Genomic DNA, 19,480 nt, shown 5'->3' with positions numbered 1-19,480 from the left:
GCTGCAAGTCGAAGGGGTCGACAAGGCAGCGGCGACTTTCATCGCGAAATGACACCGAAATGTAGAGGGTCAGTGTGTGTGGGGCCGGCCGACATGAATCGGCGGTGAGCGGGAAACGCGAATTCGGGGTCTAAAATGGCTGTCGTTAATCTGCCGAACAAGAGCAAGGCCAATCAGTATACGGCCGCAACCGTCGATACGTTGATCGGCGGCAGCTCGACCGACACCGTGGTCGTGACCGGCACAGTGGCCAACGCAAGCATCGATCTTGCGGCGGGTAGCGACAAGCTGACCCTGGGGAGCGGAACAAACACCGCGACGGTCTCGAATGTCGAGACGGTCATAGGTGGCGGGGGGAACGATACGATCACCCTCGGAGCGGCGGCGCCGAAGACGTCGATCGACCTCGGCGGCGGGTCCGACAAGCTGACCCTCGGCAACTTCGCAAACACCCTCACGGTCTCGAACGTCGAGTCGCTCGTAGGCGGAACGGGCGCTGATACCGTTACCCTGACCCAGGCCCTCACCAACTCTCAGAACATCGACCTCGGCGCCGGCAAGGACAAGGTGACGCTCGGCGCGTTCGCCAACACCGGCTCGCTGGCCAATGTCGAAACCGTGATCTCCGGCACCGGCGCGGACACCATCACGATCTCGTCGCAGATCATCAACGGCTCGATCGACCTGGGCGTTGGTCTGGACAAGCTCACGTTCTCTGACGCCGGCGCGAACTCCGCGACGGTTGCCAACGTCGAAACCATCATCGGCGGCTCGGCCAACAACACGATCACGGTGTCGACGGCGGCCGTAAAGAGCTCGTTCGACCTTGGCGCCGGCAACGACAAGCTGACCCTCGGCAGCTTCAACAACACCGCGACGATTTCCAACGCGGAAACCATCGTTGGCGGCAGCGGCATTGACACCCTTAATCTGTCGACCGCGCTCTCCGGATCGGTCGATCTCGGCGGCGGCAACGACAAGCTGACCCTCGGCAACTTCACGAACACCGGCACGGTGTCGAACATTGAAACGCTCGTCGGCGGTACCGGCGCGGATACGCTTACGATCGGCTCCGCCCTCTCGAAGGGCAATTTCGATCTCGGCGCCGGCAACGACAAGCTCGACTTCGGCAACTTCACCACCGTGGCGACCGTTTCGAACGTCGAGACGATCCTCGGCGGAACGGGCGACAACACCGTCGTTCTCGCCGGAGCGCTGACCGGGTCAAACCTGGTCGACCTCGGCGCTGGCAAGGACAAGCTGACGCTCGCAGCCGTCGTCAACGCCGGCACGGTATCGAACGTCGAGACCATTCTCGGCAACACCGGCGCAGACACGATCACGCTCGGCGCGCAGATCTCGAACGGCTCGATCGATCTCGCAGTCGGCAACGACAAGCTGACGCTCGGCGATTTCGCCAACACGGCGACGGTTTCCAACGTCGAAACCATCATCGGTGGCTCGGCCAACAACACGATCACGATCGGCACAGGCCCGACCAAGTCCGTCATCGATCTCGGCGCGGGCATCGACAAGCTCGTGCTGGGCAAGTCAGCCTCGACCGTGACCGTTTCCAACACGGAAACCATCATCGGCGGCGCGGCTTCCGATTCGGTCACCATCACGACGGCGCTGACGCCTTCGACGAGCATCGACCTGGCCGCCGGCAACGACACGCTCACGCTCGGAAACTTTGCCAACACCGGCACGCTCGCGGGCGTTGAGACGCTGCTCGGCGGCTCCGACGCAGACACGATCACGTTTGCATCGGCAGCGCCGAAGTCGTCGATCAACCTTGGTGCCGGCAACGATAAGCTGACCCTCGGCAACTTCGCCAACACCCTCACGGTTGCCAACGTCGAGACCATCATCGGCGGCACGGGCGCCGACACGGTGACGCTGGATGGCGCTCTCTCCGGTCAGTCGATCGACCTCGGCGCTGGCAAGGACAAGCTCACGCTCGACGCGTCGGCGAACAGCGGCACGATCTCGAACGTCGAAACGATCGTCAGCGGCGCGGGCGCCGATGCGATTACGCTTGGCACGGCTGTGACCAGCGGCTCGATCGATCTCGGCAACGGCCTCGACACACTCACCTTCGCTGATGGCACGAACTCGGCCACGCTGTCGGGCATCGAGACGATCCTCGGCGGCTCCGCGAACGACACGATTACGCTGGCCAAGGGCATCACGGGCGGCTCCGTGGATCTCGGCGTCGGCAACGACCGCATCACGCTCTCTGTGGCGTCGAACTCGGTCACCATCTCGAACGCCGAGACGATCGGTGGCGCGGGCTCGTCCGACACGGTCGTGCTCGGAACGGCGCTCGGCGCCTCGAACATCGTCGATCTGAGCGCCGGCAGCGATAAGTTGACCCTTGGCGACTTCGTCAACTCGGGCAAGCTGTACAACGTCGAAACGGTCATCGGCGGCAGCGATGCCGACACGATTACGTTCGGCGCGGCCGCGGTGAAGGCATCTGTGGATCTGGGCGCCGGCAGCGATAAGCTGACCCTTGGCGACTTCGCGAACACCCTCACGGTTGGTAACATCGAGACGCTGATCGGCGGCACGGGCTCTGACTCCGTGACGTTGACCAAAGCTCTGTCGGGAACGGACAGCATCGAGCTCGGCGCGGGCAAGGACAGCCTGACGCTTGCTGCGTTCGCCAACACCGGCACGATCACGAACATCGAAACCATCATCGGCAACACGGGCGCAGACACCATCACGCTCGGCGCGGCGGTCACGGGTGCGTCGATCGATCTCGACTCGGGCGCGGACAAGCTCACGTTTGCGGATGGCGTAAACACCGCAACGCTCAGCGAAATCGAGACCATCGTCGGCGGCTCTGCCAACGACACCATCACGCTGGCGAAGGGCATCACGGGCGGTTCCGTGGATCTCGGCGCCGGCAACGACCGCATCACGCTCGCGGCAGCATCGAACTCGGTCACGATCTCGAATGCGGAGACGATCGGCGGCGCGGGAGGGTCCGACACGGTCGTGCTCGGAACGGCGCTCAGCGCCTCGAACATCGTCGATCTGAGCGCCGGCAACGACAAGCTGACGCTCGGCGACTTCGCCAATACGGGTAAGCTCTACAACGTCGAAACCGTCATCGGCGGCAGCGATGCGGACACGATCACCTTCGGCGCCGCGGCTGCGAAGGCATCCGTAGATCTGGGTGCCGGCAACGACAAGCTGACCCTCGGCGACTTCGCGAACACCCTCACGGTTGGCAACATCGAGACGCTGATCGGCGGCACGGCCTCCGATTCCGTGACCTTGACCAAAGCGCTGTCCGGCACAGACAGCATTGAGCTCGGCGCGGGCAAGGACACCCTGACGCTCGCCGCATTCGCCAACACCGGCACGATCTCGAACATTGAAACCATCATCGGCAACACGGGAGTGGACACCATCACGCTCGGCGTGGCGGTCACGGGCGCCTCGATCGATCTCGACGCGGGCGCGGACACGCTCACCTTCGCGGATGGCGTCAACACCGCAACGCTCAGCGAAATCGAAACCGTCGTCGGCGGCTCCGGCAACGACACCATCACGCTGGCACGCAGCGCGACGGGCAGCTCCGTGGACCTCGGCGCCGGAAACGACCGCATCACGCTCGCGGCAGCATCGAACTCGATCACGATCTCGAATGCTGAGACGATCGGCGGTGCGGGCTCGTCCGACACGGTTGTGCTCGGAACGGCGCTCAGCGCGTCGAATATCGTCGATTTGAGCGGAGGCAACGACAAACTGACCCTCGGCGACTTCGTCAACGCGGGCAAGATTTACAACGTCGAAACCGTCATCGGCGGCAGCGATGCAGACACGATCACCTTCGGCGCAGCCGCGGCAAAGGCATCCGTGGACCTCGGCGTCGGCAGCGACAAGCTGACCCTTGGCGACTTCGCCAACACGCTCACGGTGGCTAACGTCGAAACACTGATCGGCGGCACGGCCGCTGACGATGTCACCTTGAGCAAGGTGCTGACCGGCACGGATAGCATCGACCTCGGCGTCGGCAAGGATAGCCTGACGCTCGGCGCGTTCGCCAACACCGGCACGGTCTCGAACATCGAAACCATCATCGGCAACACGGGTGCCGATACGATCACGCTCGGCACTGCCATTTCCAGCGGCTCGATCGATCTCGAATCGGGCGCGGACAAACTCACGTTCGCAGACGCCGTCAACACCGCGACGGTCAGCGACGTCGAGACCATCGTCGGCGGCTCCGCGAACGATACCATCACCCTTGCGACGGGCATCTCGGGCGGCTCCGTTGACCTCGGCGCCGGCAATGACCGCATCACGCTGGCCAATTCCCCGAACACGGTCACGATCTCGAATGCTGAGACGATCGGCGGCGCGGGTTCGTCCGACACGGTCACGCTCGGAACGGCGCTTGGCGCCTCGAGCATCATCGATTTGAGCGCAGGCAGCGACAAGCTGATCCTCGGCGATTTTGCCAACACCGGTAAGCTGTACAACGTCGAAACCATCATCGGCGGCACTGACGCCGACACGATCACGCTCGGCGCAGCCGCGGCGAAGGCATCCGTGGACCTCGGCGTCGGCAGCGACAAGCTGACCCTCGGCGACTTCGCGAACACGCTGACGGTCGGCAACATCGAGACGCTGGTCGGCGGCACGGGTGCAGACTCCGTCACGCTCGGCGGCGCGCTTCTCTCGACGCAGGACATCGATCTCGGATCCGGAGCTGACACGCTCAGCCTCGGCGCATTCGCCAACACGGGCTCGGTCTCGAACGTCGAAACCGTCCTCGGCAACACGGGTGCCGATACAATCACGCTCAAGACGCAGATCTTGAACGGCTCGATCGACCTCGACAGCGGCGCCGACAAGCTGACCTTGGGTGACTTCGTGAACCGCGCGACGGTGACCGACGTCGAAACCATCGTCGGTGGCTCGGACGCAGACACGATCACCCTCGGCGCGGCGAGCTCGAACGTCTCCGTTGACCTCGGCGCAGGCAGCGACCGCCTCAATCTCGCCAATGCCTCGAACACCGTGACGGTCTCCAACGTCGAGATCATCGCGGGAGCGGGATCCACCGACAACGTCACGCTGGGCAGCGCTCTGACGGGCTCCGTCATCATCGATCTCAGCGGCGGCAACGACAAGCTGACGCTCGGCAACTTCGCCAATACCGGCTCGGCCTTCAACGTCGAGACCATCATCGGTGGCACCGATTCGGACGCGATCACGCTGGCCACCGCGGCCGCGAAGACCTCGGTCGACCTCGGCGTCGGATCCGACACGCTGACGCTGGGCAACTTCACCAACACCGCGACCGTCTCGAACGTGGAATCTCTGCTCGGCGGTACGGGCGGCGATACCATCACGTTCGGCGGCGCGCTCACGGTGGGGCAGTCCATCGACCTGGCAGCAGGCAAGGACATCCTGCAGCTCGGAGCGTTTGCCAACACCGGCACGGTTCAGAACGTCGAAACCATCCTCGGCAACACGGGCGCAGACACCGTCACGCTCGGATCGCAGGCTTCGAATGTCTCCATCGACCTCGACAGCGGCGCCGACAAGCTGACCTTCGGCGACTTCGTGAACCGTGCGACGGTGACTGACGTCGAAACCATCGTCGGCGGCTCGGACGCAGACACGATCACCCTTGGCGTCGCGAGCTCGAACGTCTCGGTCGACCTCGGCGCAGGCGCCGACCGCCTCAACCTCGCCAACGCCTCGAACACCGTGACGGTGTCGAACGTCGAGATCATCGCCGGCGCAAGTTCCACCGACAACGTCACCCTTGGCAGCGCCCTCACGAGCTCCGTCATCATCGACCTCAGCGGCGGCAACGATAAGCTGACGCTCGGCAACTTCGCCAACACCGGATCGGCCTTCAACGTCGAGACCATCATCGGCGGCACCGACGCGGACGCGATCACCATTGCGACCGCGGCGTCGAAGACGTCCGTCGACCTCGGTGTCGGCACCGACAGCCTCACGCTCGGCAACTTCGTCAACACGGCGACCGTATCGAACGTCGAGTCGCTGCTCGGCGGCGCCATGGCCGACACGGTGGATCTGGGCACTGCGCTGTCCGCTTCGCAGACGATCGACCTCGGCGCCGGCGCCGACCGCCTGAACCTGGGTGCGTTCACCAACACTGGCTCCGTCTCCAACGTCGAAACGCTGATCGGCAACACGGGTGCCGACACCGTCACCATTGCGGCGCAGATGTCGAACGCCTCGGTCGATCTCGCCGGCGGTAGCGACAAGCTGATCCTCGGCGACTTCGCCAACTCCGTCACGGTGACCAACGTCGAGACCGTCATCGGTGGATCGTCGTCGGATACGGTTACGCTGAGTGCAGCGATCGTAAACGGCTCGATCGATCTCGGCGCCGGCAACGACAAGCTCGTCTTCGCCAACTCCGCCAACACGGCCACGATCGCAAATGTCGAAAGCCTGGTGTTCGGCTCGAGCGTCGACAACATCACGGTTGCAAGCCAGCTCGTGAACGGCTCGCTCAACCTTGGCGCCGGCAACGACACGCTGACCCTCGGTGACTTCGCAAACTCGGCGACGGTTGCCGCGGCTGAGACCATCATCGGCGGCTCGGGCGCTGACACGATCACGCTGGGCGCCATTGCCTCCAAGGTGTCGGTTGACCTCGGATCCGGCGCCGACACGCTGGTCCTGGGCAACTTCGCCAACACGGTGACCGTCAACAACATCGAAACCGTCATCGGCGGCACGGGCGCCGATAGCGTCACCCTCGCTGCCATCGCGTCGAACGTGTCGATCGATCTCGGCGCCGGTGCCGACGCGCTGACGCTCAAGAACTTCGCCAACGTCGTGACGGTGTCGAACGTCGAAACGCTGACCGGCGGCACGGCCGCGGATACCGTGACGCTCGGCGGCGCGCTAACCACGGCTGCGAACATCGATCTCGCCGGCGGCAGCGACACGCTGACCCTGGGTGACTTCAACAACAACGGCTCCGTGTCGAACGTCGAGACGATCATCGGCGGCTCGGATTCCGACAACATCACGCTCAAGACGCTGGCCGACGGCTCGGTCGATCTCGCCGCTGGCGACGACAAGCTGACGCTCGGCAACTTCCTCAACGTGGTCACGATTGCGAACGTCGAGACGCTGATCGGCGGAACCAACGCCGACAACGTGACGATCAGCGCTCTGACGGGCGTCAGCAACTCGATCGACCTCGGCGCGGGCCTCGACAAGCTGACTTTTGCGGACATCGTCAGCGAAGCGACCGTCGCGAACGTCGAAACGATCACGGGCGGCTCGAATGCCGACACGATCACGATCGCCTCGTCGCTCTCCAACGCCTCGATCAATCTCGGGTCGGGCTCTGACACCCTGACGCTGGGCAACTTCACCAACACCGTCTCGGTCGCGGGCGTCGAAACGCTTTACGGCGGCACGGGCGCGGATACCGTCACGCTTCTCGATGCGCTCACCGCCTCGTCGAGCATCGATCTCGCGGCAGGCGCCGACAAGTTGATCCTGGCAGGCGTCGCGAATACCGGCACCATCTCGAACGTCGAAACGCTCATCGGCGGCGTGGTTGACGACGACATCACCTACGCATCGCAGATCTCCGGCGGCTCGATCGACCTCGCCGCTGGCAACGACAAGCTGACGCTCGGTGACTTCGACAGCACGCTCACGGTTGCCAACGTGGAAACCGTCACCGGCGGCGCGATGAACGACAAGGTCACGGTTTCGACCGTGCTGCTCAACGGCAGCATCGACCTGGCGGCCGGCAACGACATCCTGGATCTGGCTGGTCTCTCGAACACCGTATCGGTCTCGAACGTCGAGACCCTGACGGCCGCGGCTGGCGACGACACCGTCACCATCGTCGGCGGCATGACGGATGCGTCGATCGATCTGGGCGCGGGCAAGGATCTTCTGACCCTCAGCGATGCGGGCGACAGCGCCACCATCGCCAACGTCGAGACCCTGATCGGCGGCAGCGATTCCGACACCGTAACCCTCTCGACCGCGCTGTCGCAGGTCAGCATCGACCTCAAGGCGGGCACGGATTCGCTGACCCTCGGAAACTTCGCCAACATCGCCACGGTCTCCAATACCGAGAGCATTCTCGGCGGTTCGGGCGCGGATTCCATCACGCTCGGAACGGCGCTCTCGAGCGTTGTCACGATCGACCTCGGCGCGGGCGCCAACACCCTGACGCTCGGCAACTTTGCGAACACCGGCACGCTCACGAACGTCGATACGCTCATCGGTGGCACGGGCGCTGACACCATCACCTTCGGCGACGCTCTCGCCGGCGGCTCGATCGATCTCGGCACGGGCGCAGACAAGCTGACCCTCGGCGACGCCGTCAACTCGGCGACCGTCTCGAACGTCGAGACCATCATCGGCGGCCAGGACAACGACACGCTGACAGTCGCCACGCAGCTCACGAACGCATCCATCGATCTCAGCGCCGGCAACGACAAGCTGACGCTCGGTGATTTCGTCAACGTCGTCACGGTCACCAACGTCGAAACCCTGATCGGCGGCTCGGAAGCCGACACGGTGACGGTCGGCGCGGCGCTCGAAGCCAACAACAGCGTCGACCTCGGCGCAGGCGCGGACAAGCTGACGCTCGGCAACTTCGCCAACAGCGGTTCGATTGCCAACGTCGAGACTTTGGTCGGCGGCTCCAGCACCGACGACATCACCATTGCAAGCCAGCTCTCCGGCGCGTCGATCAACCTCGGCGCGGACATCGACAGCCTGAAGCTCGGCAACTTCGTCAACACGGCGACGATCTCGAACGTCGAATCTCTGACCGGCGGCTCGCTCGCCGACACGATCACGGTTGCGACCGCCCTCTCCGAAGCCTCCTTCGACCTCGGCTCGGGCGCCGACACCATCATCCTGGGCGATTTCTCCAACGATGCCACGCTGCAGAGCGTCGAAACCGTCCTCGGCGGCAGCGGCGCGGACAGCATCACCATCGCCGGCCAGCTGGCGAACGCTTCGATCGACCTCGGCGTCGGCGCGGACAAGCTCACGCTGTCGGATGCCGGTAACACGGCGACGCTCGCACGCGTGGAATCCGTCACGGGTGGCAGCGGCAACGACACCATCGTCCTCGCCACGGCCTGGTCGAGCGGCTCGATGGATCTCGGCGACGGCGCGGACAAGCTGACGCTCGGCGATTTCGTCAACAGCATCTCGGTCGCCCACATCGAAACGCTCATTGGCGGCTCGGAGTCGGATTCCGTCACGATGATGGAAGCCCTCACCGCGGGCCATAAGATCGATCTCGGCGTCGGCAACGACAAGGTCACGCTCGGCGACTTCTCGAACGTCGGCTCGCTGTCGAACGTCGAAACCGTCATCGGCGGCTCGGACGCCGACACGATCTCGCTGGCAACCGCCGCCTCGAACGTCTCCGTCGATCTGGGAGCGGGCGGCGACACCCTGTCGCTCGGCAACTTCGTCAACGTCGTCAGCGCCTCGAATGTCGAAACGCTGCTCGGCGGCTCGGACGCGGATACGATCAGCCTCACGACCGTAGCGTCGGAGGCCTCGATCGACCTCGGCGCGGGCGTCGATAAGCTCACGCTCGGCAACTTCGCGAACGTCGTCACCGTCTCCAACGTCGAGAGCCTGATCGGCGGCACGAATGGCGATACCGTCACCATCGGCGATGTGTTCACCAACGCGATCGTCGACCTCGGCGCGGGCGCCGACAAGCTCATCCTGTCCGATCTGATCAACAACGGCTCGGTGGCCAACGTCGAGACGCTGATCGGCGGCGCGGATGCTGACACCATCGTCTACACGACGCAGATCTCGGGCGGATCGATCGATCTTGCCGCCGGCAACGACAAGCTCACGCTCGGCGACTTCGCCAACACGGTCACGATCTCGGGCTTCGAAACGCTGATCGGCGGCGCGGGTCACGACACCATCACGCTGTCCGGCGAACTCACCGGCGGCGAGGTCATCAACCTCGGCGCGGGCAACGACAAGATCACGTTCGCCAACTTCGCCAACTACGCAACGGTCACGAACACGGAAACGGTCGTCGGCGGCTCGGATGCCGATTCGATCACCATCGCAGGCGTGCTGTCCAAGGGCTCGGTCGATCTCGGCTCGGGTGCCGACACGCTGACGCTCGGCGATTTCACCAACTCGGCCACGATCCAGAACATCGAAACCATCTTCGGCGGCTCCGGCTCCGACACGCTGACGGCCGTGGGCATCGTCTCGGAAGGCTCGTTCGATCTCGGCTCTGGCGTCGACAAGCTGACGCTCGGCGACTTCGCCAACGTCGCGACCCTGGCCGGCATTGAATCGATTATCAGCGGCAGCGCCGCCGACACGATCACGCTCGCCAGCGCAATCGGCGCGACCGATGTCGTCAACCTCGGTGGCGGCGACGACAAGCTGACGCTCTCCGATTTCGCCAACTCCGGCACCGTCACGAACGTCGAGACGATCATCGGCGGCCTCGACACGGATGAAATCACGCTCGGATCGCAGGCCTCGAACGCCTCCTTCAACCTCGGTGAAGGCCTCGACAAGCTGACCTTCGGCAACTTCGCCAACTCCGCGACCCTCGCGAACGTCGAAAGCGTTCTCGGCGGCACGGGCACCGACACGCTGAACGTGGTGACGGCACTGGCCGCAACCGCCAGCATCGATCTGCGCGGCGGCGCCGACAAGATCGTCCTCGGCGACTTCGCCAACGAGGGTACGCTCGCCAACATCGAAACCATCGTCGGCGGCAGCGGCTCTGACACGCTCACCATCGCATCCAGCCTCACGACCTCGGTGTCGATCGACCTCGGCGCGGGCAACGACACGCTGACGCTTGCGAACATCTCCAACACGGCCTCGCTGTCCAACGTTGAAACGATCATCGGTGGCTCTGCAGCCGACCTGATCTCGGTCAGCACGGCGCTCTCGAACGGCTCGGTCGACCTCGGCGGTGGCAACGACAAGCTCACGCTCGGTGACTTCGCGAACGTCGCGACGGTCGGAAACGTCGAAAGCATCGTCGGCGGTAGCGCGGCAGACACGATCACGCTCAGCGCGGCGCTCGTCCTCAAGAGCAACATCAACCTCGGCGCGGGCAACGACAAACTGACGCTCGGCGACTTCGTCAACGTCGGCTCGGTTGAAGGCATCGAAACCCTCGTCGGCGGCGCCGATGCGGACACGATCACTTTCTCCGGTGTGGCCTCGAACGCCTCGATTGATCTCTCGAACGGCGAAGACACGCTCACGTTCGGCAGCTTCGCGAACATCGCGACGATCGCGAACGTCGAAACGCTAATCGGCGGCACCGACGACGACACCCTGACCATCTCCACGCGCCTCGACGGCAATGTCAGCATCGACCTCAAGGCCGGTAACGACAAGCTGACGCTTGGCAACTTCGCCAACACCGCGACCATCTCGAACGCTGAGAGCATCGTCGGCGGCTCGGCAAGCGACAACATCACGCTCGGCTCGGCTCTGACCAGCGGTTCGCTGATCGATCTCGGCGCGGGTATCGATAGCCTCACTCTGGCGAACATCGCCAACGCGGGCTCCATCGCCAACGTCGAAAGCATCCTTGGCGGAAACGGCGCAGACGTCATCTCGATCACGACGCAGCTCTCGAATGGCAACATCGATCTCGCGTCCGGCAACGACACGTTGACGCTCGGCAACTTCGCCAACAGCGCCACCGTCTCGAACGTGGAAACCCTCACGGGCGGCACGAGCGACGACACCATCACGATCGGTGCATCGCTCTCGAAGGCTTCGATCGATCTCGGCGCAGGAAATGACAAGCTGACGCTCGGCGACTTCACGCACTTGGCATCGGTCTCGAACGTCGAAACCCTGATCGGCGGCGGCCTCGGCGACACCATCACCCTGACCACGGTCGCATCGAACAGCTCGATCGACCTGGGTGGCGACGTCGACAAGCTCGTCCTCGGCAACTTCGCCAACCAGGCGACGGTCTCGCGCGTCGAAACGCTGATCGGCGGCTCGGGTGCCGATACCATCACCATCGGCGCGGCGCTCGACAACACCAGCAGCATCGATCTCGGCGCCGGCTCGGACAAGCTCGTCCTCGGCAACTTCGCCAACGTTGGCACGATCTCGAACACCGAGACGGTGCTCGGCGGCACGTCGTCCGACAACATCACGCTCGCAACGGTCCTCACGACCGCCAACAGCATCGATCTCGGCGCGGGAAGCGACAGCCTCACGCTGGCCAACGGCGCCAACGAAGGCTCGATCGCCAACGTCGAAACGGTGATCGGCGGCTCGAACATCGACACCATCACCTTCACGGCGCAGGTCTCTAAGGGCCAGATCGATCTCGGCAACAGCTCCGACACGGTCACCTTCGGCAACTTCGTCAACACGGCGACGCTGCAGAACGTCGAAACCATCGTCGGCGGCAGCGATGCAGACACGATCACGCTCGCCACGGCGGCTTCGAACGTCTCCGTCGACCTGGGCGCAGGCGCCGACAAGCTCACGCTTGCCGACCTGTCGAACAAGATCACCGTCAGCAATGTCGAAACGCTGATCGGCGGCGTCGATGCGGACACCGTGACGCTCGGAGCCATCCTCTCGAACGGCTCCGTCGATCTCGGCGCAAGCAACGACATCCTCAACCTGGGCGACTTCGCCAACGTCGGCACCATCTCCAACGTCGAAAGCATCGTCGGCGGAAGCGCCGCGGACACGATCACGATCGGCGCGCAGGCGAACTCGATCTCCATCGACCTCGGCGTCGGCTCCGACAAGGTCACGCTCGGCGACTTCGTCAACACCGCGACCGTGTCCAACGTCGAAACGGTCATCGGCGGCTCGGCTGCGGACACCGTGACGCTGGCCACAGCGCTCTCGGGCTCCAGCAGCGTCGATCTCGCCGCCGGCAACGACAAGCTGGTCCTCGCGGACCTGGCGAACTCGGGCTCGATCGCCAACGTCGAAACGGTCGTGGGCGGCTCCAACACCGACACCATCACCTTCACGACCGCCGTCTCCAAGGGCCTCGTCGATCTCGGCGCCGGCTCGGACAGCATCACGCTCGGCAACTTCGCCAACACCATCTCGGTCGCAAACGTTGAATCGATCCTCGGCGGCACCGATGTCGATACCGTCACGGCCACCACCGCTCTGTCGAACGCGACGATCAACCTCGGCGGCAACAACGACAAGCTGACGCTCGGCAACTTCGCCAACACGGCGACGGTCTCGAACGTCGAGAGCATCGTTGGCGGCTCCGCGGCCGACGCGATCACGCTCGCCACGGCTCTGACGGCAACCGACGACATCAACCTCGGGGCCGGTGCAGACACGCTGACGCTCGCTAACGTCGCCAACACCGGCTCGATCTCGAACGTCGAGACCATTCACGGCGGCACGAACGTCGATACCATCACGCTCGGCGCGGGCATCACCAACGGCTCGATCGACCTCGGCGGCAGCAATGATAAGCTGACCCTCGGCGGCTTCACGAACTCGGTCACGGTGGCAAACGTCGAAACGGTCATCGGCGGCTCCGCCGGCGACACGGTCACGCTCGCGACGGCCCTGGGCGGCTCGAGCAGCGTCGACCTCGGCGCGGGTTCCGACAAGCTGACCCTCGGCGACTTCGCCAACACGGGCTCCGTCTCGAACGTCGAAAGCGTCATCGGCGGCTCGGATGCCGACACCATCACCTTCGCGACGGTTCTCTCGAAGGGCAACGTCGACCTCGGCCTCGGCGCCGACAAGGTCACGCTGGGTGACTTCGACAACTCGGGCACGTTCTCGAACGTCGAAACCATCATCGGCGGCTCGGATGCGGACACCATCACCATCGCCTCGCAGCTCAGCAACGCCAGCATCAACCTCGGCGCTGGCAACGACAAGCTGACACTTGGCAACTTCGCGACCGTCGCAACGGTTGCGGGCGCCGAGACGATCATCGGCGGCGCTGATAACGACACCATCACGCTGAGCAGCGGCATGAGCGGCACGGAGTCGATCAACCTCGGCGCCGGCGACGACACCCTCATCCTTGCGAACGCCACCAACACCGGCACCGTATCGAGTGTTGAGACCATCGTCGGCGGCTCGGCTGCGGACACGATCACCATCGGCACCATCCTGTCGAAGGCCCTGATCGGCCTCGGCGCCGGCAGCGACAAGCTCGTCCTGGGCGACTTCGCCAACGTCGCAACGGTCACGGATGTCGAGACCATCGTTGGCGGCACGGGTGCAGACACCCTGACGCTCGGCAACGCGCTTGCGGCAAGCCACGATATCGACCTCGGCTCGGGCTCCGACAAGCTGACCCTCGGCGACTTCGTCAACACGGGCTCGGTCTCGAACGTCGAGACGCTCGTCGGCGGCTCGGCCGCGGACACGATCACCTTCGCGACCCAGCTCTCGAACGCCTCCGTCAACCTCGGCGACGGCGTGGACAAGGTCACGCTCGGCGACTTCGCGAACTCGGCCAACATCTCGAACGTCGAAAGCATCGTCGGCGGCTCGGATGCGGACACGATCACCATCTCGACGCAGCTCTCGAACGGCGTGATCGACCTCGGCGCCGGCTCCGACCAGCTGACGCTTGGAAACTTCAACAGCACCGGCACGATCTCGAACGTCGAGACGCTGATCGGCGGCAACTCGTCCGACAACATCACGCTCGGCACGGCGCTCTCGGCGACCGACAGCATCAACCTCGGCGGCGGCAGCGACGTGCTGACCCTCGCGAACGTGGCCAACACCGGCACGCTGTCCAACGTCGAGACCATCATCGGCGGCTCGGATGCGGACGTCATCACGATCGCCACGCAGGCAACCAAGACGCTCTACAACCTGGGCGCAGGCTCGGATTCGCTCACCCTGGGCGGCTTCGTGAACTCGGCCACGGTCTCGGGCGCAGAAACCCTGGTCGGCGGATCGCTGGCTGATACCGTCACGCTGGGCACGGCGCTCGGCGCAAGCGACAGCATCGACCTCGGCTCGGGCGCGGACCAGCTCACGCTGGCCGATGTCGCCAACACCGGCTCTGTATCGAACGTCGAAACGCTCATCGGCGGCATCGATTCCGACACGATCACCGTCGCCACCCAGGTGTCGAACGGCTCGATCGACCTCGGCGCCGGCACCGACAGCCTGACGCTCGGCGACTTCGCCAACACGGCCACGATCTCCAACGCCGAAAGCATCCTCGGCGGCTCTGCGGCCGACACGATCACGCTCCGGGCCGCGGCCTCGAACGCGGTCATCGACCTCGGCAGCGGCGCGGATACCCTGACGCTCGGCAACTTCGTCAACGTGGCGACCCTCTCCGGCGTCGACACCGTCATCGGCGGCACGGGCATCGACACCATCGCCTTCAGCGCGCAGGTCTCGAACGGCTCGGTCGATCTCGGTGCAGGCGTCGATGCGCTCACCTTCGGCAACTTCGCCAACACGGCGACCGTGGCCAACACGGAAACCGTCATCGGCGGCTCTGCCGCCGACACGATCACCATCACCACGCTCCTCTCGAAGGGCCTGGTCGATCTGGGTGACGGCACCGACAAGCTGGTTCTCGGCGACTTCACCAACACCGCGACGATCTCGAACGTCGAGACGCTGACCGGCGGCTCGGATGCCGACACCATCACGCTCGGCGCAGGCATTGCCTCCAGCGGCAGCATCGACCTCGGTGTTGGCGCAGACAAGCTGACCCTGGCGGACGTGTCGAACACGGGCTCGATCGCCAACGTCGAGACGCTGATCGGTGGCGCAGACGCGGATACGATCACCTTCACGACGCAAGCCTCCAACGCCTCGATCAACCTGGGCGGCGGCTTCGACACGATCACGCTCTCGACCGCGGCCAACGTGGCTACGATCTCGAATGTCGAGAGCATCGTGGGCGGCTCTGGCGCCGATACGATCACCCTCGGCGCAATGGCGACCGAAACCACGATCGACCTCGGCCTCGGCAACGACATCCTGACCCTCGGCAACTTCGCCAACTCGGTCACGGTGTCGGGTGTTGAAACCCTGACCGGCGGCTCGGCTGCAGACCAGGTCACGCTGGGCACGGCGCTCGCGTCGACCCACGCCATCGACCTCGGCCTCGGCAACGACATCCTGACCCTGGGCGACTTCGCCAACACGGGTACGGTCCAGAACGTTGAAACGCTGGTGGGCGGCTCGGCCGCGGACACCATCACCACGGTGTTCTCGTCTCAGAAGGCCTCGATCGACCTCGGCGCAGGCGCCGACAAGCTGACCCTCGGAACGGCCGATGCCGTCACCGTCGGCAACGTCGAGACCCTGATCGGCGGCGCAACGGCCGATACCGTGACCTTCGTCTCGGCCATCAACGCCTCGGACAGCATTGACCTGGGCGGTGGCAACGACAAGATCGTGCTGGCCGACGTGGCCAACACCGGCAGCTTCTCGAACGTCGAAACCATCATCGGCGGCGCCGATGCCGACACCATCACCTTCGCCACGCAGGCTTCGAATGCCTCCGTCGAGCTCGGTGCTGGCTTCGATACGCTGACGCTCGGCAACTTCGCCAACACGGCGACGGTGGCCAACGTCGAGAGCATCGTCGGCGGCTCTGCGGCTGACACCATCACGCTCTCGGCAGCCGCAAGCGACGCCGCGATCAACCTCGGCTCGGGCAGCGACGTGCTGACGCTCGGCAACTTCGTCAACGTCGCGACGGTATCCGGTGTCGAAACGCTGGTCGGCGGCTCGCTGTCCGACACCATCACGCTCGGCAGCCAGTTCGTCTCGACCAACAACATCGATCTGGGCTCCGGCGCGGACAAGCTGATCCTTGGCGACTTCGTCAACAGCGGCACGATCTCGAACGTCGAGACCATCATCGGCGGCGCTCTGGCCGACACGATCGTGATCACCGGCCAGATTTCGGACGCCTCGATCGATCTCGGCGACGGCTCCGACAAGCTGACGCTCGGCAACTTCGCCAACACCGGCACGATCGCTCATGTCGAGACGCTCGTCGGCGGCACGGCGAACGACACGATCACGCTGGCCTCTGGCATCAGCGGCACCGACAGCATCGATCTCGGCCTCGGCAACGACAAGCTCATCCTGAGCAACTCGGCCAACACCGGCTCGGTCTCGAACGTAGAGACGCTGATCGGTGGCCTGGATGCCGATGCGATCACCTTCGCGGCGCAGGCCTCGAACGCCTCGATCGATCTCGGTGGCGGCCTCGACACCCTGACCTTCGGCAACTTCGCCAACACGGCGACGGTGTCGAACGCGGAAACCATCGTCGGCGGCTCGCTGGCTGACACCATCACGCTCGCGGTGCAGGCAATCGATGCCTCCATCGATCTCGGCTCGGGCAGCGACGTGCTGACGCTCGGTAACTTCAACAACACCGCGACGGTGTCCGGCGTCGAAACGCTGAACAGCGGCTCGGGTTCTGACACCATCACGCTGGCAAGCCAGTTCACGTCGAACCTGATCGATCTGGGCGCCGGCAGCGACGTTCTCCATCTTGGCGGCTTCGTCAACTCGGGCTCTGTCACCAACGTCGAAACCATCATCGGTGGCGCGCTGGCCGACACGATCACCGTCACCAACCAGTTCTCGAAGGCCTCCGCCGACCTCGGCGACGGCGCCGACAAGCTCACGCTCGGCAACTTCATCAACTCGGCCACGGTGGGCAACGTCGAAACGTTGGTCGGCGGCTCCGACAACGACACGATCACGTTCGTCACGGCCCTGGGCGCGACCGACTCGGTCGATCTCGGCGCCGGCAACGACAAGCTCACGCTCGGCAACTTCGGCAACTTCGGCTCGATCGCCAACGTCGAAACGCTGGTCAGCGGCAGCGACTCGGACAGCCTGACGATCACCACTCAGGTGTCGAACGCTTCGATCGACCTCGGCGCCGGCTCCGACACGCTCGTCTTCGGTAACTTCGCCAACACGGCGACGCTCACCGGTGTCGAATCGATCGTCGGCGGCACGGCGGCGGACACGATCACCTTCTCCACGGCGGTCAGCAACGTCACGGTCGACCTCGGCCTCGGCAGCGACAAGCTCACGTTCGCCAACTTCACGAACACCGCGACCGTGCTCAACGTCGAGACCGTCATCGGCGGCACCGGCATCGACACGGTGACCTTCGGCAGCCAGGTTTCGAACGCCTCCATCGATCTCGCGGCAGGCAACGACACCCTGACGTTCGGTGACTTCATCAACACGGCCACGCTGTCGAACGTCGAAACGGTCAATGCCGGCGCACTGGCCGACACGATCAGCATCGCCGCGCAGATCACGAAGGGTATCATCAACCTGGGTGACGGCGCAGACAAGCTGGTCCTCGGCGACTTCGTCAACACGGTCTCGGTCGCCAACGTCGAAACGCTGGTCGGCGGCTCGGCTGCGGACACCATCACGCTCACGTCGCTGATCGAGAACGCCGACATCAACCTCGGCGCCGGCAACGACAAGCTCACCTTCGGCGCCTTCGCCAACGTCGCGACTGTCACGAACGTCGAAACCATCGTCGGCGGCTCGAGCATCGACACCGTAACGCTCGGCAACGCGCTCACGACGAGCATGTCGATCGATCTCGGCGGCGGCTCCGACTCGCTGACCCTGGGCAACTTCACCAACACCGGCTCGGTCACCAGCGTGGAGAGCCTGCTCGGCAACGGCGGCAGCGACACGATCACCTACTCGACGCAGGCAGTCGGTGCCACCATCGACCTCGCCGGCGGCTCGGATACGCTCAAGTTCGGCAACTTCGTCAACACGGCCTCTGTCAGCAACGTTGAAACCATCCTCGGCGGCACCGGCGTGGATACGATCACCGTGCAGACTCAGATCGTGAACGGCTCGATCGATCTCGGCGCATCGTCGGATAAGCTCACGCTGGGCAACTTCACCAACAGCGTGTCGGTCTCCAACGTTGAATCCGTCATCGGCGGCGCGGGCAACGACACCATCGTCGTCTCGGGCGGCACCAGCCAGATCCGCGGCGGCGGCGGCATCGATCACGTCACTGGCGGCGCCGGTGTGGATACCTTCGTCTTCGATCAGAATTCGAGCGGCAACCACATGGTGATCCACAACATGGGCACGGGCGCCGACAAGATCGGTCTCGACACTAACACGAGCTCGACGCTGAACGGCAACACCTACATCATCTCGGGTGCGCTCTCGAACAACGTCAACATCCGCTCCGTGGCCAACGAGAATGCCCGCGAGGGTACGATCCTGAGCACCGGCGGAAGCGGCGGCTTCACCTACCAGCAGGACACGGGCGAGCTGTACTACAGCGCCGACGGCGACTTCACCTCCGGCGGCACGCTGATCGGCGTCATTACCACCGACGGCTCGACGCCCTGGACCTACGACTTCACCAGGTTCCAGGCGGTCTAAGAAGCGCAAGGCCGGACGCCCCGCGGCGTCCGGAAACCGCGCCGGTCTCCCAGGAGAC

The 19,480-nt window shown here is 64.6% G+C and carries 1 protein-coding gene; it reads left to right on the top strand.

The window, feature by feature from the left end; translation table 11 throughout:
* The first annotated feature begins 135 nt into the window (after nucleotides 1-135).
* Nucleotides 136-19,422, top strand: a complete 19,287-nt coding sequence (locus K2Y42_RS11865; protein ID WP_291152618.1) for a hypothetical protein — start codon at nucleotides 136-138, stop codon at nucleotides 19,420-19,422.
* Nucleotides 19,423-19,480: the final 58 nt, after the last annotated feature.

Origin of the sequence: Hyphomicrobium sp. (assembly GCF_019744875.1) — a bacterium.
In the GTDB taxonomy this organism is placed as follows: domain Bacteria; phylum Pseudomonadota; class Alphaproteobacteria; order Rhizobiales; family Hyphomicrobiaceae; genus Hyphomicrobium_C.
This window is presented reverse-complemented; position numbering and strand designations above follow the sequence as displayed.

What these genes read in the sequence shown, in the direction of transcription:
- K2Y42_RS11865 (WP_291152618.1), top strand. Translation starts at nt 136, where the DNA reads ATGGCTGTCGTTAATCTGCCGAACAAGAGCAAGGCCAATCAGTATACG.